This window comes from Bartonella sp. MR90HLJMH, assembly GCF_042194115.1.
GTDB lineage: Bacteria > Pseudomonadota > Alphaproteobacteria > Rhizobiales > Rhizobiaceae > Bartonella > Bartonella grahamii.
In genome coordinates, this window is the sequence record NZ_JBHIMM010000005.1 from 1 (window position 1) to 14,790 (window position 14,790).

A 14,790-nucleotide genomic window follows, 5' to 3' on the forward strand; every position below is an offset into this window, starting at 1 on the left:
ACATAGCGTATGAAATCCGCCAATCTTTTCAGAATTATCCTTTGTATAGCCATCAGGAGCCGTCGGATTTTGCGAAATTGCAAAGGATATCTTCATTCGTCTGATCTTTTAAGATGAGATATATATAATAATCCTTTCCTGCTTCAAGATCTTCGTCAAAAGACATCCTTCCACGCCTTGGAACGCGGTAAAAGAGGTACCTACCCCCAAATTCTCACCACCATGATAAAAGCGAAAACATGCCCCTTCATTGATCACAATACCTTTTCTATTTGTCGGATTGGCTTCCAGAATTCTGTGAGGCTGATCAAAACGCACATTCTCTAAAAAATAAGTGGAAAGAAAACCTACTGTTGCCTTGTTTGTGAGCTGATCAACCATTAGATTCAACGTCTCATCCGCTTGAATAAAGAAGGACACTATTTTGACTCCCTCCATCATTCGTGCTTTTTGTTCAACTAACTCTTTAAGAATGGGTAGGATGCTTTGATGATCGCTTTTGCAAAGATTTTCTTGTTTGTTGACGTTTTCTTTCATTCTCAAAATGAGTTATCATGACCCGTTCCTTCTTGCTCGTATTGCTTAGACCAAAAGTATCATTGTCCATAAATTGCTGATATCCAGCTATCATGAGATCGGTTAGGAACGAGTCACTTTTCGGAGGTTGTGTAAAATAAATCCCCTTTGAATCCTGCAATTTATATCGAAAACCTGCTTTTTTCATGCACTCATATACTGAAGCAAATTCACTTGCATACGAATTCATATCACTAGAAGAAGCATAAACCGGTTTCCAACCACATTTTAAAAGTGATTGTTCGATTACAGCCCGATCTGCTCTAGGCTTTTCCCATAAAACCAAAGTCGATGGGGGAGGATTGCCTAATTGACATCCAGCTGTACTTAAGAGAGCCATGCTGCTCAATAGTTTTAAGATTTTTTTCATTTTTCCCCTCCTCCATAGTTTTTTCCAAAAACTCTTGTAAGAAGATGTGAATTTCAAACCAAGAGCTTTCTCCACCTTTTCAATCTGTAGATTATCAGCCGCATTTTCTTCAGTACGAAAATTGATAATATCATCATTATATTTATTAACTTTATCAATTAATACTGCAACATCATCTAAGGTATAGGTTTTCATAAATCTTCCCCTGCATACTCTTTAATTCTTTTACAGAGAAATTCATAAAAATTACTTGCGTAATATTGGGGATCATCAAGTGGAAACTTAAGATAGAGCGGGCACTCTCCATCCCGAAATTGAGTATAATCAAAGTAAAAGGTTTCACCAAAATCAGTTGTGCAGATAACAAGTTGTTTGGGATTCGTAAAGCCATCTCTTCTATCGAGCAAATTTCGGTAAACAATATCACCAGCAGGAATACCAGCACAGATTTCATAAATACTGAATATTTCTTCACCTCCAACTTCTCCGCCTCCATAATTTTTTAAAAAACCCTTATAGGAAGAGGTAAATTGTAAATCGAGAGTATTCTCAGCCGTTTTAATCCTTACATCATCAGGGGCATTATCTTTAGTACCAAAATTAATAGCATGACTATGCATATCAATATATTGTGCAACATCCGATAAAGTATAACTTTTCATAAATTTTTCTCCATAAGTCACAGCGTGTTTTTACTAATAATTAGTGTTTCTACTGATCAATATTTCTCTACCATAGCCAATGGAATTGGGATTACATTGATAGAATCATAAGGGATATTTTCTTGAAGGAGCTCTTTTCTCATCTGTGTCTGTAAAATCATCTCGCATTTACAATATATGATATAATTAAAGGGGATGATCATTAAAGCTTAGAGAGCGCCTTTTAGTGTCATTACTTCAATATTTGCAATAATTACTTTTTCTTTTTTCCTGCTTAGGAGACTTTTTTTGAAATCCAACAAATAACTTTTTTGATAAAATTTGTCTTTGGCTTCATATAAGCAACCAAACTCTTGTCTTGATAAAATGAGTAGAGAACTTCAGCGAGAGGACTATCTTGTTCTTGTGTTATAGGATATAACATAATAGGCCTACAATCGACTCCAATAGGAGCTCTTCCTGATACCATTCTTTCCACATTTGTACCTGCTACTATCTGTCCTTTTTCTTTCCAAGAAGAAACTGTTTCAGGCTCAAACAGTTCATCTTCCGGATAAACTTTTTGACCTTTAAATTCCACAGGCTCTGCTGCCCCCATACTTTTTTTCTTTATCCATTTCATGATTCATAATCCCCTCGATTTTTTTTCAAAATAATCAATGTATTCTGTGTTCTAAATAGACTTAATACACTCTCCTTCCAAGAGCGAGATTATTCCTCGCTAGAAAACTCTGAGTGATTATCGAAATCCTTTTGCCACCTGTTTAATCAAAGCGTAGCTCACTTGCTTCACCTTTGCTACTTCTTTTGCTAAAGCTAATGCACGCTCAAGGTGGGTTTTGTTGATGCTCTCGTCAAAGCCTAGGTGATCACCTGCTGTAAAACTTTTCTGATAAGATTGCAAGGCTTCAACATCACCCAATAAAGCAAGAGCGCCAAGATGAAGTAAAGCATAATCCTTATTGTCTGTTTTGGACTTTGCATCCTGTTGCCAAGGAGCTCTACCATAATCAGAGCGTAGCCTTTTAGAAAAGTCAATGTCTTTGACTGACCATTCTAGCGCATCATCAAGTGCTTGCTTTAAGCGATCCGCAGTGACTTCTGGTTCAAAGATTTCTAACCCCTTTGCTTCAAAATTAAGCTGTATGTCTGGAATATCTTCTGTGTGGGTAGGATCAATGAATTTGCAAGCGGTGGAAAGAATGCCCGTGCTAATCATAAAGGCGCTATCAAATTGCGGGTAATCTTTGGCAATTTCATCGTTATAAAGAATATCTACTTCACGATCGGCCAATTGATAGCTTGCCATATGGTCATTCTCATTGATTTTCTCGGTTGACCAGCCTAGACTTTTTAAAAGTGCTGTTGCACTTTCCATAGTGAGACGATCATCAGTGTCATCTGCTTCATCCACTTCCTCTGCCACTTCAACAGAAGTTGTTTTAGAAGCAACAGATGCTGTTTGCGGATCCAAGCTTAAAATCGGAGCGTTTTTCGGAAAACCTGCTCGATAACCCCGTGCAAGAGTGAGGAGATTATCAATTCTATATTTTGAGATTTCTTCCACAAAACCTAAAGGATTTCCCTTTCTAAAATTCTCCTTATAAGATTTGAGCTTTTCAACATCCCCAATCAAAACAAGCGCAATAAGGTGACGCGCTACAAGATCAAGTTCACTGTCTGGGGGAAAAGCTACATAATCATAGATGATTTGATTCACATTTTGCCGATCAGCCCATTCAAGAATATCCGCACTGATCTGTTTCAGCTTGCCTTCATCCAATTCAGTACTAGAAACTGTATAAACTTCTTCTGCTTCTTTGATGGCTATATATTGAGGCATATTATAGAAAATTTCTCTATGAGCAGTGGAAAAACCAAGTGTTGAAAGGGAAGCCTTAAATACAACAATCGGCTCTTCTTCATCACTTTGAAGGTTATACATTATATTGATGATACGGTCTTTACTTACAAAATAAGCATTGCGATTGTAGTTTTTATCACGATAAACTGTCCAACCCATTTCTTTTAATTGCTCTGTAACTTTATTGAAAGTAATCAAAACTTGTGGACTAAGATGTGCTTCTGCTGCCTCTCGCTCATTAAGGATTTTCAGATGTCTTTCAGCAAATTCAACAGCGTGATTAACATACCCCTCCAGTTCTTCATCAAGATTTTGCAAATGCTCAGGAATCTTATCCTCTGCGATAGAATCTTGATAGGATTTTAAGACATCAATTTGACCTGTCAATGCTAAACAAGCCAAATGCCAAATCACAGCTGGATAATAGCTATATTTTTGGATAAGCGTTTTGCTTTCTATTGATGCTTGTAAATCTTGGGCACGTGCCCATTGTATTATCCGCTCAGAGATTTTTGTCAACTCTTGCTCATTCAATATCTCTACACAAATATCAATTCCTTTATCAACCCCACGAAAATTCTCTCCTCCAATCGTATTAAAAGATCGATAAATATCCGTAGGTCGTACAAGATTACGTTGTCTACAAAAATGAATATACAAGCAAGCCAAAGAAATCTCTTCATTAGATATTTCAGCTTCGAGATGAACATTATACTGATCATAGAGATGTACAAAGCCAAAATCTAACTTAATAAAACGATCCGGCAAAACCAACCACATTTTCCCAAGCTCTGTGGCAAACCACCCTTGAATTTTAAAAATGCGAGTTGCTGCTGTAAGAATCATCGACCACTGTTTAGGTTTTTTACGCGCTAAAATGTCATCTAACTCCCCGTTTTTATAAGCTTGCGCAAAAAGAATGAGGCGCTCAATCCACCCTATTGTTTTGTAATCTGCAAATTCTGGTACATGTAATTGGGGTGTAAACTTAGAACTTTTTAAAGCCTCAATATCACCAAGTAATGCTTCTGCAACAGCAGAATGATTAGCAGCTTCTTCATGTAATTTTTTTTCAATATCTTGTGCTTGCGCCCAAGCAATAACCCTATTTAAAGATTCCTTAACATGGCTTTCTGAGAGATCTAAAGCTGTAACATCGAAATCCTCTTTCGCAGAAAACAGCGTATCTTCATACTTATCCTGTGATACTTCACCACTAGCATATTCGCAAGAAAGGCAATAAGGAGCAGTGGTAAGATCAGCTGATAACCGAAATTTTCCACCCTCCTCTCCATAATCTACAACATCATAACTAATGCCTACAATGCGATCGGGAAAATGATAATGCGCAAAGGTATCCCCCACTTCATCACGATAAGGCTCCCAGCCCAGTCTTTTTAAAATCTCTGTGACATCTTTGGTTTGCATCGTCATTACCCCCCAGCATGTTCCATAATTCTTTTACAGAGAAATTCATAAAAATTACTTGCATAATACTGGGGATCGCTAGGTGAAAATCTAAGATAGAGCGGGCACTCACCATCCTGAAACTGAGTATAATCAAAGTAAAAGGTTTCACCAAAATCTGTTCTATTGATAACAAGCTGCTGTGGTTTTGCTAAACCATTTTTTATATCTGTTAAGTGATAATAAACAATATCATCACTACGAGCAATTTCAAAATTTGTATTATAAACACTTAATATTTCCTCACCACAGATCTCCGCTCTTCCATAATTCTTCAAAAAACTTTTGTAGGAGGATGTGAATTGCAATTTAAGAATCCCCTCTGCTTTTTCAATTAGTACATCATCAACTGCTTCATCTGTAGAGCCAAAATCGATACTATCGCTATATTTATCAACTAGTACTGCAACATCAGCTAAGGTATAGGTTTTCATAGATGATCCCCCTAAAAGTGATTAACAATTCTTGCATTTTTGAAAACAAAAAAGGATGACGGCTTTAACAGTGTATTTCAAAAGGAAACCGCCCGACAAAAGCGTCATTCCAAATTAGCTATAATTCTTTTACAGAGGAATTCATAGAAATTATTTGCATAACATTGTCATATTTGTTATGAGAAAGACCCTGTCCATTGGGGCGAACAATATCAATCAGCGGCACATCATTGCCGGCTTTCCCCACCGTGGGGCGGAAAACAGAGCCAACCCCATCAGCTGCTTTAATCCCTTGGCTCTCTTGTGCAACAGGACTTCGCGCTCCAAGCGCTTGTGCTTGCAACAACAAAGGCTGAAAAGCTAAGCAAAAACTTAAAACAAGTGAAAGCCCCTTATGGATCCCTCGCTGCAAAACACAAAGAACGCGCTTTCCTCGCTTGTATCCATATCCCAATTTATGCTTTTGATTTTTCAATCCCCGCATCTTCAGCTCCTCATAAAATTCTTTATCTTTAAAAAAAACAACCCAAAGGGATGTAAACAGCGCAGCGATATTTTTACCGCCCCTTTGCTCTAAAATCTCAATAATGCCCGCACTTGAAATAACCCTGTCGCATTTCCCTTTTCTCGCACTGTCGATTGGGTTAAAATATTCGAATAAGACACATCAACATCCGTAATGTCTCCGGTTGCATGGAAACCAAGAGTTGCCCCAACGAGACTCCCGCCAAAGCTGTTTTTGCTTACATCATTGGCCACGGCTCCCAGATCAAGCGCCATATAAGGGGAAAATTGACTCATAAATTTACGCCCCATGTTCGAAGAAAAACCTGGCAACAACAGCGACAATTCATTGCGCCAAAACGCCCCATTATTGCCGTAATAAATCGCCTCACGCACTCCGCGCACAGAGGAACTGCCACCAAGCGATATTTGCTCTGAACTAAACAACGTGTCGGGTGATAATTGTCCTGAAAACAGCGTGTTATAGCGAAAATTATACTGGTGAAGAGAAAAAGGACGCACGTAGCCTAGAGAAAAAGACAATTTGGAAAATTGCCCTTTGGGTGCATTCTTTGTTGCATTCTCTTGCTCTTTATCATCATAAGCGCCAAGAATTGCCAAACCCTTATGAAACCCTATATGCGCGCTTAATTCTCCTCCAAGCCACTTGCGCGAATGATCAAGCTCAAAGGTTGCAATAGCCAATTTACGGCTGGAAACATCAACCCGACTGCCCATAATAAAATTATCAGAATATTTCCATGTCAACCGTCCCGTAACCCAGGTCTTGCCCTCTTGATCACGGTCGATAACCCGTGAAATCCATGGCGTCAGCGATAAAGACTTACCCGCAGTCATAATATCGGAAAATATTCCCTTAACACTTGAATGATATTGGCTCCACGTCCCATCAAAACCTGTTGTCCAATAGCCATAGGGAAGAGAAAATGATCCCGTTAGAGTATCACTATTGGGACGCTTGTGAGAAAAATGATACGGACCACCATCCATGGAGCGCTGATAGCTAAACGACCATTGATCATTGATCCCTAACAGATCATCAAAAGAAAGGCTCAAGCGCGTTTGATAAATTCCTGTTGCTTTAGCGCCAAGATTATCGCTGGAAAGCGTAATAAGCCAAGGTTTCTGTTTTTCAATATGAACATCGAGTATCGAACCACCCGAATTGCTCCCCGCACCAAGATTAATGGTGGCTTGGCGTGAGAAAAGCCGATTGATTTGATCAAGCCCTTGCTCTATCTGGCGCAGATTGGTCGGCTTCCCAATAAGGTTTGGAAAAGCCGTGGTGATTTCTCCTTGAGATTTCCTTCCAACTTTATGCCCATCAAGGGTAATATCTTCCATCACACCTTCAACTACAACAATCTTGAGATGACCGTGCAGGCAGAGTAAAATAGGCTTAAAATTTGCCAACAGTTAGAGGAATTAGTGTCTAAAAAATTCTGCTAATGAGGTTTATTTTGCTTTTCCTTGACTTTTAAGCCACGCTAGCATGTCTGAATCCACACGCACAGTTAGCAACAGTTTTCGTTGGTTTATAGAATGGATTGAGAACGGCGTTTTTCCAGAACGCATCATTGAGTGACGAAATATCTCTATGATCAATTGTACTGTCCGGCATTACAGCCAGTTTATCAACTTCAACTCTCTGTTTATCTGTCAAAGGTGATAAGTTACCTACCTCAATTTCATAACGAACTTTCTTCTTTATAACGTTTCCTTTCTTTCAAGTTGGCTCGCCGTGCTGAAATAATACGGATTCCCTCTATGCCATCTTTATCGTCATAGACAATATGCGCTACGAAGAAGGATAAAAAACCATCCATGAGCCCTAAAGCTTGCTAACCATACTCTCCGTTTTCAATACGATCTTGTTTAGCTATGGAGAATGGGTCCGAAAAAACACATGCAGCTTTCTAAGATTATTTTTTGTTTTAGCTTCATCCCATGCAAATCTTATTTTTATACCTTATATTAACACATTTATAAGGGTATTATGTACATCAAGAGTTTTAAATGAACACTGAATTATCAATGTTTTTGTACAATTAATATAATTTAATACTTTAAAAATTAGTGATTAATTAACTGAAAATATAAAAAATAATAAATAATCCTAAGGCGTTATGCATATAATATGCAAATCGAATAAAACTTACAAGCATGTTGAATAAAATGATATTAATTGACTATTTAGGGGTCTGCTCCTGAAAGCAAAAAATAAATTTTGGTGCCGAAATATTCAACTTTCGTATGGCTACCTTTGAGAGCTATACAGATAAAAATACCAATAAAAAGTAAATAAAACAGAATGGTATTCCGTGGTGCTTTTTAATCCACATACATTTGGCAAAAATTGTTCTTCAGTACAGAACTACCCCTTTTTAAGAATGAATGAGAGGAGCGATTTTTTTAATGGTCAACGCTACAAAGGATGCAATCAGCACTTTCAAGAAACCACCAGCCAAAAAACCTAATGAACTTATTAAAACCGTCAGCAAAGGAACCTGAGTCATATAAGCTACCCATGGTATTCCAAAAGAATAAACTATCCCAATGCCGCCCACAGTATTTATCACAAATAATATTATAAAATTTAACCGCTGCCAAAACAATTCTACCATAAAACCAATAAAAAATGCAGCAAATGGAAAACTAATCAGATAACCACTCGTAACTCCTGAAAAAACACTAATTCCACCACGACCACCAGGCAATAGAGGTAACCCAATCGCAATAAGAACAAGGAAAAGAAGTGATGCTAAAGCTCCCCTTTTCGCTCCAAGTATAGAGCCTGCTAACATCGGAGCCATAGACTGAGCTGTAATAGGGACACCCAGCAAAAAAGGAAAATAAATAGGAGGAAAAAGACTCAAAACAGCGTAAATAGCGGCAAATAAAGCAATATAAACTAAATCTTTTGTATTCACTGAATTATTCCTTCACTATGAAAAAACTTTTGTTATTGTTTTATAATTAATAAGTTGTATAATTAATAAAAAGTATCAGATTTATAAAAGTACACTTTAAATGCCTTAGATATAGAGAAAAATACTATAATAATTTATTTTAATAATATCACTTATATAAATCACATTAGATTCTACAATGTTTAATTACATTATAGATTACTATGGTTAAATTCAGTAAACTTATTGTGATGCATGAATATCATATAATAACAGCATAACAAAATAATACATTTATTTTAGCTTGTTCTTATTATGCTTTGAATGAATGAGAGGAACAGATCTTTTAATCGCGAGTGCAACAAAGGATGCAATCAACACTTTTAAACAATCGCCTATCAAAAAACCTGATGAAGCCATTAAAACCTTCAGTAAAGAGACTTTGGTCATATACGCTGTCCATGGAACACCAAAAGAATAAACTATCCCAATGCCACCAACAGTATTTATCACAAATAATGTTATAAAATTTAACCGCTTCCAAAACAATTCTACCATTAAACCAATAAAAAATGCAGCAAATGGAAAACCTATTAAGTAACCACTTGCAATCCCTGAAAAGACACTGATCCCACCGCGACCACCAGGTAACAGAGGTAATCCAATCGCAACAAGAATAAGAAAAAGGAGTGACGCTAAAGCACCCCTTTTTGCCCCAAGAATAGACCCTGCTAGCATCGGTCCCATCGATTGAGCTGTAATAGGTACCCCTAGAAGAAAAGGAAGATAAATAGAAGGGAAAAGTCCCAAAATAGCATAAATAGCGGCAAATAAAGCAATATAAACTAAATCTTTTGTATTCATTTGATTCTTCTTTCACTATAAAAAACTTTGATTATTATGAGATGCTGTATCAATGGTATCAGCATCATAAGAACGCGCTTCCAATGCTTCAGCCACTTCTGAAGCCATTCTTATGGTTCGTATAATTAAAGGTATCGCAAGAGCGACAATGTTAGTATTAAGTCCCCGTGCTTGCTGTGCTTCATGTACCTCATTAAACTTTTCACTCAAAAGAGGAATAAACCTGATCGCCATAGAGATAACCATACTCACTTTTGATGGATTTATACCAAAACAGCAAAAAGGCTGAAGCCCGACTTCAATTGCATCCACCATATCTGAAACTTTTGTTGTGAATGAAACAAGTGATGATAAAGAAAAGAGGATAACAAGACGTAATATGACCTCAACCCCCGTAAGCCAACCGCTAAAAATAGTTTGAAATACAAATAAAAGAACTAAAAGCAATCCCATCGATTTAAATTGCTTTATCGCAGTTTTGAAAGGGACCTTGGCGACTCTATAGAATAAGATGACCAACAACAAAAATAACCCAAGAAGCGCTATGGAAGAAACCATTATTATAAAAGTTCCACACGCCGCAAGAAATAATAACTTAACTCCAGGACTTAACCTATGAATAAACGTATCCCTTGGAATATATAAACCGATCATGACATTCTTCTTATATACTCCTTGATAGCAACAAAAGGTACATCATCAATTGCTATCTCCCCCTTATCAAAAACCAGCACTCTATCAAACTTTTTCAAAAACTCCAAATCATGCGATACAACTATTGCCGTTTGTGGTAATTCTTCTATCACTTGCGTAACGCGATGCTTATTTCGCAAATCAAGTAATGTCGTCGGCTCATCAAAAATAATGTAGTCTGGTTTCATTGCAACTACACCGGAAATAGCAACGAGTTGTTTTTGCCCACCACTTAATAAATGGACAGCGTGATTTCTGAAGTCTTGAAGTTCATAGCGCTGTAAAATTTCATCTACACGCTCCTTAATTTCATCTTTACTAAGCTTTAAATTTTTGAGACCAAATGATAAGTCCTCTTCAACTAATGGTAAAACAATCTGATTATCGGGATTCTGAAATACAAATCCAACTTTACGCTTTACTGCTTTTGCATCGCGCTTGGTATCAAGCCCATCAACGCTTACAAAACCGTGAGATGGTAATTGGAGTCCATTAATAAGACGAACAAATGTACTTTTTCCAGAACCATTCGCACCTATAACAGCAATTCGTTTTTCGGTAAGCTGTACAGTAATATTTTTTAAAACACACAAATCACCAAAAACTTGTGTTACCTCATCAAATTTTATAGTCCCCAAGATTTATTCCAATCAATCCCTTTTATTAGCTCTTCTTTCTCTATCGTTTCAGTTTATAACCTAAAAGTAATAATAAGCACCATAGAGGAATAATAATGACTGCCAAACTCATATCAGGCATCTGTACAGGAATATATGTTTCAAGAAAAGGCACGCTTATTCCTATCATATCAAAAAGTCGAGTCATCAATCCATTTTGCCCAAAACCACTGATAAACATAATGCAAAATAATAAAGCAAGAAAGCAGAGACAAAGATAGTTAGCGTAAGGATATAAACCAAACGCATAAGTAAAGTCGCCTTTTTTGTTCTTATGTGCATTGCGAAATTTCAAATGAACAATAACAATAATAGCCCAAGTAATCACTGCTGCTGCAGTTGCAAGAGCCATGATCCGCATGAAACTATTATCAGGAACAAGAGCATTAACAACGACAATCAACACCGTACAGAATGATGAAAAAAGGATAGCAATATAAGGAACACGAGCAGCACTCAGTTTACTAAAAATATGTGGTGCATTTTTTTGTACAGCTAAACTATAAAGCATACGTCCATTAGAATAAATGCCACTATTGTAAACAGAAATAGCAGCCATAATCACCACAAAATTCAAAATATGACCAGCAGCAGGAATTCCTATAGTCTCGAAAATTGTAACAAAAGGACTACCATTTTTTCCAATCATATTCCAAGGGCTGATTATCATAATAACGCTGATAGAACCAATATAAAAAATTATAATTCTCCACATAACTTGACGGATAGCCGCTGGAATTGTTTTTTGTGGATCAGATGCCTCTCCAGCAGCAATACCAATAAGCTCTGTTCCTCCAAAAGAAAACATTACTACAGAAGTCGCTAAAACAACCCCTACTGCTCCATAAGGGAAGAAACCGCCATGGTCCCAAAGATAATGAATATTCGCTTGATTTTCCCCTAGTCCAGTGACAATGAGAAAAATTCCCAAAATAATCATACCAATAACAGCAGCCACTTTGATCAAAGCGCAAGCAAATTCAAATTCTCCATAAAAACGAACATTAAACAAGTTAATGAATGTAACAAATAAAAGAACAACGAAAGATGCCTTCCAGTGATCAATCAAAATCCAATGATCAAGGTAAAACCCTATCACTGTAAGTTCAGCCATGCTCACAAGAATATAAAGAAACCAATAATTCCAACCTGTTATGAAACCAGCTAATCTCCCCCAATATTTATAAGCAAAAAAACTAAATGCTCCTGAAGACGGTTCTTCTACTGACATTTCACCAAGCATTCGCATAATGAAATACATAATAAGCCCGCCGACAAGATAAGATAAAATGACTGAGGGACCAGCTAATTGAATTGCCTCGGTTGATCCATAAAAAAGTCCCGTCCCAATAACGCCACCCAAAGCAATCATTTGAATATGGCGATTTTGAAGGCTACGCTTCAATTCATTGTGCTTTTTTTCAAACATCATGCCTCATTACTTTTGTTGAACCTAACCTCAACTTTTATCGAAAAATTAGGCACCTTTTTCAAAAAACACAAAACAAACGTAAACCTATTTTCTTATCATAATGCAACTCCTTATTTTTTTGTGCATTATACATATGCCCCGTTGAAGTTTTAAGAAAAAATATGCTCCACTATTTATTTAAATTAATGTCCTTCATTTTCGTTACACTAACCATTATAGCATTGGTCATTGATAACGCACACTCTGTAATCACATCACATTGGACAACAACCCCCTTTAATAAAATTTTAATAAACCTTCTGCAAACAGATGTCTACCACCTTAATCAATCTCTATGCAAAGTAATGCCTGATTTTCTGTCTTCAATTTGCATTACTCTCACTTATTTACCAGCATGGTTTATCTTTGGTGCTTTAGCAATAGTATTTTGTATCTTAAATTACGAAAAACAAAAACCTTTTCACAAAATATCATATACATATAACGAAGAATATATTTAATCTTGAAAAAGACTTCTAGAGCTCTTTGTACTATACACAACCGATATCGCTTAGAGCACCTCACCCGATTAAAACAACTGAAAATAACTTGATCATCAGAATGGATTAAAACGCTTTATTATAAATATACGCGCTCACTTATGATTTCTATAGATAACGATAACATCACTTCATTTGTATCACTTTAAAAAAATTAGCGAATAAATCTAACTCCCATCTATAGAAAACTCTGTACAGAAAAAACTTAACATATTGAAGTTCATATATTTTTATGGATGCTTTTTATACTCTACAAAAACTTTTCTTAATTTTAGTACTAGAAATCACATATAAAAAACGTCTTCTAATATCAGCACTCCTTATAAAATTGGAACTTCTTGAAATTAATGAAGAAGCTTATAAAAATTATTCTACAAATCTAACAAAATGCGTTAAATAAAAACTAATCTGTAAATAATTGCAATTGTAATAAAGAACATTTTGCACCTTCCTCCCATTGTGATATCCACCCTATTACATCTAAAAAAATCCAAGAGACTATTAGTAGAAAAATTTTTAAGCACCTTCTCCCTATTGAGAAAATGGTAAAATAACAGCTTCAGTAACACTCTGTTCTTTTAAATCTGAAAATCGTCTCGCTAAAACATCAACTTTTTTAGATATCTCATCCAAACTTTTCCATTGATTCGTTACCACTCGAGAAAGTTCCTCAATGAATTTTTCTTGGTAAGCTAGCTTTATTTCTAGTTCTATCAGCCGATCTTCATCCGACATGATTCTTACTCCATCTTAAATAAAAAAACGTGATTAATTTTATTAATCCTCCCCCTTTTTCTTCCCCTAAAAATGAGAAGTAACTTTTCAACTAATTCTACTCATCTTATTTGCACATTATAAAGGGTTTATAATGATCTTTATTTTCCTAATCACTTATTCAACAAATTTCTTTCTTAAGAATCAGAAATGTTTTTATCTTTACTAAGTTATCTTGACACCATTTTCCATCCTAAGGATCTACATTCCCAGCTTCTTAATTTGAGTGCTATCGTAAATTGGAAAGCATTTATAGTATTAAGATCAAAGAATACTGTCCTCTGACTTTTACATACTTCTCCTGCAAATTATTATCATATTTTATAAATTATTGAAAAAATGCATTCTTGCTTTTATACGTACTTTTAGCTATTACCCTCAAATTAGTTTTGTCTCATTGATTTACAAACCTATGCCGCATTAGCTCAGTTGGTAGAGCACATCATTCGTAATGATGGGGTCGCTGGTTCGAATCCGGCATGCGGCACCGCATTTTCTCTTTTTCATATTAGAACATATGGATTTTTATTTAATTATCTGTTTGAAGACCACCTTCTACAGTTTATATAATTTTACCTAATTTGTTCTTATTTCTTTGGAGTAAAGGCTAAGATCTCTTTCTTTCTCCACCTCACCGCTCTCCCTAGCTTATATGGCTCCGGAAACAACCCCTGAAGCACCCAATTGCGAATCGTTGTTGTGGATACACTAAAAAGCTGTACACATTCACGGGTTGTTACATATCTATCGCCATCATCAAATATCATCTCATTACCTTTCTCTTTTTTATGTTATGTAAATGGGCGGAGATGCTAGGAGGAGAGAACCTCCCATATCTTCAAGCGGCTTTTTGTTAAAATCTTTTGTATCTCTTGTACTATTGCCTCTAAAAAGATTTCAATAGCTTGATTGATTTGTTTAAGACGCTTCTGGAAACGTAGCCAATACAACACTAGACAAAGATGATACCATTGTCCCCGAATGCCCCATAAAACACTTCATAT

The 14,790-nt window shown here is 36.3% G+C and carries 14 protein-coding genes, 1 tRNA gene and 3 pseudogenes; 1 reads left to right on the top strand and 17 read right to left on the bottom strand.

Going from position 1 to position 14,790, the window contains the following annotated elements; all coding sequences use genetic code 11:
* The 16 genes and pseudogenes from ACFIJ9_RS04440 to ACFIJ9_RS04515 all read right to left on the bottom strand — a co-directional run.
* Positions 1-96 (bottom strand): annotated as a pseudogene (locus tag ACFIJ9_RS04440) (hypothetical protein); the annotation flags it as partial.
* 12 nt (positions 97-108) lie between these two features.
* On the bottom strand, positions 109-420 hold the full coding sequence (locus tag ACFIJ9_RS04445) for a hypothetical protein (RefSeq protein WP_375635933.1): 312 nt from the start codon (positions 418-420) through the stop codon (positions 109-111).
* A 46-nt stretch (positions 421-466) separates the two neighbouring features.
* A complete protein-coding gene (locus ACFIJ9_RS04450; protein ID WP_375636038.1) occupies positions 467-946 on the bottom strand; it encodes a hypothetical protein in 480 nt (159 codons plus the stop codon).
* Between the two features lie 191 nt (positions 947-1,137).
* On the bottom strand, positions 1,138-1,608 hold the full coding sequence (locus ACFIJ9_RS04455; RefSeq protein ID WP_375620541.1) for an SMI1/KNR4 family protein: 471 nt from the start codon (positions 1,606-1,608) through the stop codon (positions 1,138-1,140).
* A gap of 274 nt (positions 1,609-1,882) precedes the next feature.
* The gene (locus ACFIJ9_RS04460) at positions 1,883-2,230 is read right to left on the bottom strand and encodes an HNH/ENDO VII family nuclease (RefSeq protein WP_375635934.1); all 348 of its coding nucleotides are present in this window, start codon (positions 2,228-2,230) and stop codon (positions 1,883-1,885) included.
* An 89-nt stretch (positions 2,231-2,319) separates the two neighbouring features.
* Positions 2,320-4,900: pseudogene (locus tag ACFIJ9_RS04465) on the bottom strand (DUF6990 domain-containing protein).
* 5 nt (positions 4,901-4,905) lie between these two features.
* A complete protein-coding gene (locus ACFIJ9_RS04470) occupies positions 4,906-5,373 on the bottom strand; it encodes an SMI1/KNR4 family protein (protein ID WP_375635935.1) in 468 nt (155 codons plus the stop codon).
* 121 nt (positions 5,374-5,494) lie between these two features.
* Positions 5,495-5,857, bottom strand: a pseudogene (locus ACFIJ9_RS04475) (hypothetical protein); the annotation flags it as partial.
* Positions 5,858-5,946: 89 nt separating this feature from the next.
* Entirely contained in the window at positions 5,947-7,311 is a 1,365-nt protein-coding gene (locus ACFIJ9_RS04480) for a ShlB/FhaC/HecB family hemolysin secretion/activation protein (protein ID WP_375635936.1), read from the bottom strand.
* 275 nt (positions 7,312-7,586) lie between these two features.
* A complete protein-coding gene (locus ACFIJ9_RS04485) occupies positions 7,587-7,724 on the bottom strand; it encodes a hypothetical protein (RefSeq protein WP_375635937.1) in 138 nt (45 codons plus the stop codon).
* Between the two features lie 558 nt (positions 7,725-8,282).
* Positions 8,283-8,828, bottom strand: a complete 546-nt coding sequence (locus tag ACFIJ9_RS04490) for a biotin transporter BioY (protein WP_375635938.1) — start codon at positions 8,826-8,828, stop codon at positions 8,283-8,285.
* 273 nt (positions 8,829-9,101) lie between these two features.
* Positions 9,102-9,671: a biotin transporter BioY gene (locus ACFIJ9_RS04495; RefSeq protein WP_375635939.1), complete on the bottom strand. Its 570-nt coding sequence runs from the start codon at positions 9,669-9,671 to the stop codon at positions 9,102-9,104.
* Positions 9,672-9,686: 15 nt separating this feature from the next.
* Positions 9,687-10,325 carry an energy-coupling factor transporter transmembrane component T family protein gene (locus tag ACFIJ9_RS04500; protein ID WP_375635940.1) on the bottom strand — a complete coding sequence of 213 codons (639 nt, stop codon included), beginning with the start codon at positions 10,323-10,325 and terminating at the stop codon, positions 9,687-9,689.
* On the bottom strand, positions 10,322-11,002 hold the full coding sequence (locus ACFIJ9_RS04505; RefSeq protein WP_375635941.1) for an energy-coupling factor ABC transporter ATP-binding protein: 681 nt from the start codon (positions 11,000-11,002) through the stop codon (positions 10,322-10,324). Before ACFIJ9_RS04505 ends, ACFIJ9_RS04500 begins: the two co-directional genes overlap by 4 nt.
* 40 nt (positions 11,003-11,042) lie before the next feature.
* Positions 11,043-12,470 carry an amino acid permease gene (locus tag ACFIJ9_RS04510; RefSeq protein ID WP_375636039.1) on the bottom strand — a complete coding sequence of 476 codons (1,428 nt, stop codon included), beginning with the start codon at positions 12,468-12,470 and terminating at the stop codon, positions 11,043-11,045.
* A gap of 1,073 nt (positions 12,471-13,543) precedes the next feature.
* On the bottom strand, positions 13,544-13,747 hold the full coding sequence (locus ACFIJ9_RS04515; RefSeq protein WP_012754685.1) for a SlyX family protein: 204 nt from the start codon (positions 13,745-13,747) through the stop codon (positions 13,544-13,546).
* Between the two features lie 453 nt (positions 13,748-14,200).
* Here ACFIJ9_RS04515 and ACFIJ9_RS04520 point away from each other — a divergent pair.
* A tRNA-Thr gene (locus ACFIJ9_RS04520) sits at positions 14,201-14,273 on the top strand.
* 100 nt (positions 14,274-14,373) lie between these two features.
* Here the strand turns inward: ACFIJ9_RS04520 and ACFIJ9_RS04525 are convergent.
* On the bottom strand, positions 14,374-14,553 hold the full coding sequence (locus tag ACFIJ9_RS04525; RefSeq protein ID WP_375635942.1) for a helix-turn-helix transcriptional regulator: 180 nt from the start codon (positions 14,551-14,553) through the stop codon (positions 14,374-14,376).
* Positions 14,554-14,790: the final 237 nt, after the last annotated feature.

Coding starts and splice junctions, on each gene's coding strand:
- ACFIJ9_RS04460 (WP_375635934.1), bottom strand. CDS start 2,230: ATGAAATGGATAAAGAAAAAAAGTATGGGGGCAGCAGAGCCTGTGGAA.
- ACFIJ9_RS04495 (WP_375635939.1), bottom strand. CDS start 9,671: ATGAATACAAAAGATTTAGTTTATATTGCTTTATTTGCCGCTATTTAT.
- ACFIJ9_RS04470 (WP_375635935.1), bottom strand. CDS start 5,373: ATGAAAACCTATACCTTAGCTGATGTTGCAGTACTAGTTGATAAATAT.
- ACFIJ9_RS04450 (WP_375636038.1), bottom strand. CDS start 946: ATGAAAAAAATCTTAAAACTATTGAGCAGCATGGCTCTCTTAAGTACA.
- ACFIJ9_RS04525 (WP_375635942.1), bottom strand. CDS start 14,553: ATGATATTTGATGATGGCGATAGATATGTAACAACCCGTGAATGTGTA.
- ACFIJ9_RS04510 (WP_375636039.1), bottom strand. CDS start 12,470: ATGTTTGAAAAAAAGCACAATGAATTGAAGCGTAGCCTTCAAAATCGC.
- ACFIJ9_RS04455 (WP_375620541.1), bottom strand. CDS start 1,608: ATGAAAAGTTATACTTTATCGGATGTTGCACAATATATTGATATGCAT.
- ACFIJ9_RS04485 (WP_375635937.1), bottom strand. CDS start 7,724: ATGGATGGTTTTTTATCCTTCTTCGTAGCGCATATTGTCTATGACGAT.
- ACFIJ9_RS04500 (WP_375635940.1), bottom strand. CDS start 10,325: ATGATCGGTTTATATATTCCAAGGGATACGTTTATTCATAGGTTAAGT.
- ACFIJ9_RS04515 (WP_012754685.1), bottom strand. CDS start 13,747: ATGTCGGATGAAGATCGGCTGATAGAACTAGAAATAAAGCTAGCTTAC.